Origin of the sequence: Frankia sp. AiPs1 (genome assembly GCF_023716945.1) — a bacterium.
Classification (GTDB): domain Bacteria; phylum Actinomycetota; class Actinomycetes; order Frankiales; family Frankiaceae; genus Frankia.
The window spans coordinates 1-3,300 of record NZ_JAMQQF010000635.1 but is presented as its reverse complement, the minus strand read 5'-3'; the positions used below and the strand labels follow the sequence as shown (position 1 = coordinate 3,300).

At 74.5% G+C, this 3,300-nt stretch carries 3 protein-coding genes; 2 read left to right on the top strand and 1 reads right to left on the bottom strand.

Annotated elements, in window-relative coordinates:
* A partial coding sequence (locus tag ND748_RS28630) for a WD40 repeat domain-containing protein (RefSeq protein ID WP_251749300.1) occupies nt 1–999 on the top strand: 999 nt, incomplete at its 5' end.
* Nucleotides 1,000–1,154: 155 nt separating this feature from the next.
* Nucleotides 1,155–1,775: an AAA family ATPase gene (locus ND748_RS28625; protein ID WP_251749299.1), complete on the top strand. Its 621-nt coding sequence runs from the start codon at nt 1,155–1,157 to the stop codon at nt 1,773–1,775.
* Between the two features lie 158 nt (nt 1,776–1,933).
* Here the strand turns inward: ND748_RS28625 and ND748_RS28620 are convergent, their stop codons facing one another.
* Nucleotides 1,934–2,674 carry a formylglycine-generating enzyme family protein gene (locus ND748_RS28620; RefSeq protein WP_374216058.1) on the bottom strand — a complete coding sequence of 247 codons (741 nt, stop codon included), beginning with the start codon at nt 2,672–2,674 and terminating at the stop codon, nt 1,934–1,936.
* Nucleotides 2,675–3,300: the final 626 nt, after the last annotated feature.

Here is a 3,300-nt window from a genome sequence, read left to right as displayed (position 1 = left end):
ATCGTTGCTGCTCGCGGCCTGAGCGCCGCCCGCCGACTGGCCGTCCTGCCCGAGGAACGCGGCCATCCGATGAGCGTCAGCTTCAGCCCCACCGCGGCGCTGCTCGCCATCGGCGGCACCGACACCACCGTCCGGCTGTGGCAGGCGGCGTTCCCCGACCCCCCGCGGCTGATCGCCACCGTCGGCTACGGCCGGCGCATCAACCAGGAGTGGGCACGGGCGGTGACGTTCAGCCCGGACGGGCGCATCCTCGCGGCCGCCGGCGATGCGGGCACCACCGTGCTGTGGCAGGTCGCCGACCCGTCCCGGCCGGTGCCGCTGATGACGCTGACCGGCCACCGCGGCTACCTGCACGACCTCGGTTTCAGCCCCGGCGGCACCCTGCTGGCCACCGCCGGCGACGACCGGGCGGTGCTGCTGTGGGACCTCGCCGAGCCGGGGGTGCCGCGGCGGGCGGCGATCCTCGCCGGGCATCGCGGCGCCGTGCGGGCGGTGACGTTCAGCCCCGACGGCACCCTGCTGGCCACCGGCGCCGAGGACCGCTCGGTCACCCTGTGGGATCTCGCCGACCCGACCCATCCGACCGCCACCGTGACGCTGTCCGGTGCCCGCGGGGCCGTGTTCACGGTGGCGTTCAGCCCCGACGGGGACCTGCTCGCCGTGGCCGGCAAGGACCGCACCGTGCGGGTCTACTCGGTCGCCGACCCCACCACCGAAACAGTCCTGGCCGAGATCACCGACCATCGCCGTGCCGTGCACGCGGTCGCCTTCAGCCCCGACGGGACCCTGCTGGCCGCCGGCAGCGGCGACCGCACCGCCACCATCCGCGACATCAGCGACCCCGAACGTCCCGGCCCCGCGCACCGCCTGCCCGCCCACGCCGGCCCCGTCCAGGACGTCGCCTTCGCCCCCGACAGCCGCCTGCTGGCCACCGCCGGCGCCGACCGCCACACCATCATCTGGGACCTCTTCCCGTCCCCACCCGCCGCCGCCCGCTGACCCCGCCAATCCCGGCGTTCTGCCCGGCCCCGACGTTCTGCCCTCGCCCAGTCCTCGGCCCAGTCCTCGGCCCGGCCCCGGCACTCGGCCCGGCCTTGGCACTCGGCCCGCTCTCGGCGACCACGGCCGCACCCGACCGCCGATACGATCATCAGATGCAGCGACGGCGTCCCCCGGTCATCGCGTTGCTCGGCGTCGACGGGGTGGGCAAGACCACCCAGGCGCGGCGGCTCGCCCGCACCCTGACCGCCGCCGGGCAGCCGGCCAGCTACTTCGAGAACGGCGGCGGGCGCCCGCTGCTCGACGCCCTCGCCCGCAGGCTGGGCCGCCGCGACGGCCCGGACCTGCTCGGCCCGCGCGTCCACGTCACCGTCGAGGCGACGTTCCGCGGCCTGGCGATCACCCGCGCGCTGGCGCTGTCCCGGCTCACCGGCCGCATCGCGGTCATGGACCGCTACACCTACTGCCAATACGCGGTCATGCGGCTGCGCGGCGACGGCGGCAGCGGCAGCGGCGCCCGGCGGGTACGCGCCGCCTACCGCCGCTTTCCCGTCCCCGACCTGGTGGTGCTGTTCACCGCCCCGGCCACGCTTGCCCAGGCGCGGGTCGAACGCCGCGGCCGCGACCACGAGGACCTCGACCGGCTCGCCGCCTTCGCCGAGGCCTACCGCAGCCTGCCGGAAGCTGCGGCGTTCCACGAACTGCCCGCCGCCGGCACCCCCGACGAGGTGCACGGCGCCCTGCTGACGCTGGTCACCGCCGCCCTGCACCACTAGACCAGCTCCACTTACCACCGCCCTGGCGCCACTAGACCAGCTCCACCCGTTGCTTGCCCAGGCGCGGCGGGCCCAGCACGGCCGCACTGCCGGCAAAGCTCGGATGGAATGTCTGCCTCCTCAACCAGGCTCACCCGCAGCGACGTCGCGGTTTCCGTTCATCCGAGGTGGGAGCGGGCGACGCGCAGTCCCAGGTCGTCGAGGCGCAGCGTCGGATGGCTGCGCCGGCGCACCGAGGCCCGGCAGCTCCACGGCTCGTCGAACCACCCACCGCCGCGCAGCACCCGGTAGCTGCCGTAGACCTCGGCGTCGTAGATGTCCCAGCACCATTCCCACACGTTGCCCAGCATGTCGTGCAGGCCCCAGGCATTGGGCGTCCGACCGCCGACGTCGTGGGGCCGCTCGCCGGCGTTGGCGCGATACCAGGCGATGTCGTCAAGCAGGCCGTAACGGGGCCCCGTCGTGCCGGCGCGGCAGGCGTGTTCCCACTCCGCCTCGGTCGGCAGCCGGTACCCGTCAGCACCGGCATCCCACCCGACCTCCTCCACCGCGTCGCTCCCGCTCCCGCCATCTCCGCCATCGCCATCGCCAGCGCCGAGCTGGGCGTCCCCGCCGTCGGCGGGCAGCCGGTACACCGGCGTCAGACCCTCGTGGCTGGACAGGGCGTTGCAGAACCGGACGGCATCCCACCAGCAGACGCCCTCGACGGGCCGCCGATCTCCTTCGGCGCTACTCGGCCGCTGGCCGGTGACCTGCGCATACTGCGCCTGCGTGATCGGGCCTGCCGCCAGCCGGAAGGCAACGACCTGCACCGACCAGCGGCGCCGGGTACGCGCATCCGACAACGTCACCTGCCCGGCCGGGACGGCGACCATCTCGAGGGGCACGCCTGGTCTCATCCGGCGATGATCTCACCGGTGGCCGCTCCCGGGCTGTTCCCACCGTCTCGGCGACACATGCCCGGCAGCGAGTCGAACGCCGCGGGGGGCGCCCGGTTCCGCGGAACCGGCATGACCGTGTCAGACCATCGTGGTGGTGGGCCGCGGACGTCAAACCGTGCGCCCACCCGGCGGTGCAGGCGTGATGACTGCGGCGCGGTTCCACGGAACACCTTGATCGCCAACACACCGCGGGTGAGAACCCGGCCCCGCAGGCGAGCCGAACCCGGCCCGAGCCGCACCAAGCTGGCCCAGCCCGGCCCTGCCGGCCGGTCCCGGCCAGTTGCGGTACCCGACTTCGGATCGATCGTCTACGTTCCGCCGTCTGCTTTCCGCGGTGCAGCAGGACCGTTCGCAGCCGCAGCGGTCCGGCGCCGAGGGACAGGTGCATCGCCCACGGGTAGAACGTCAGACGCCGCTCGTCGAGGACACTGCGCCCCAGCCACCGGTAGTGCTCACCGAAGCATCGTGGGCGCGAACGACTATGAGCCGGACCCGGATCGACGGGGTCGACCACGACGCCCGCCCGCCCGAACCGCCGGCTCGCCGGTCGCCGCCGCGGCCGGCGGGGTGGGCCGGGTGAGGGG

Coding starts and splice junctions, on each gene's coding strand:
- ND748_RS28625 (WP_251749299.1), top strand. CDS start 1,155: ATGCAGCGACGGCGTCCCCCGGTCATCGCGTTGCTCGGCGTCGACGGG.
- ND748_RS28620 (WP_374216058.1), bottom strand. CDS start 2,674: ATGAGACCAGGCGTGCCCCTCGAGATGGTCGCCGTCCCGGCCGGGCAG.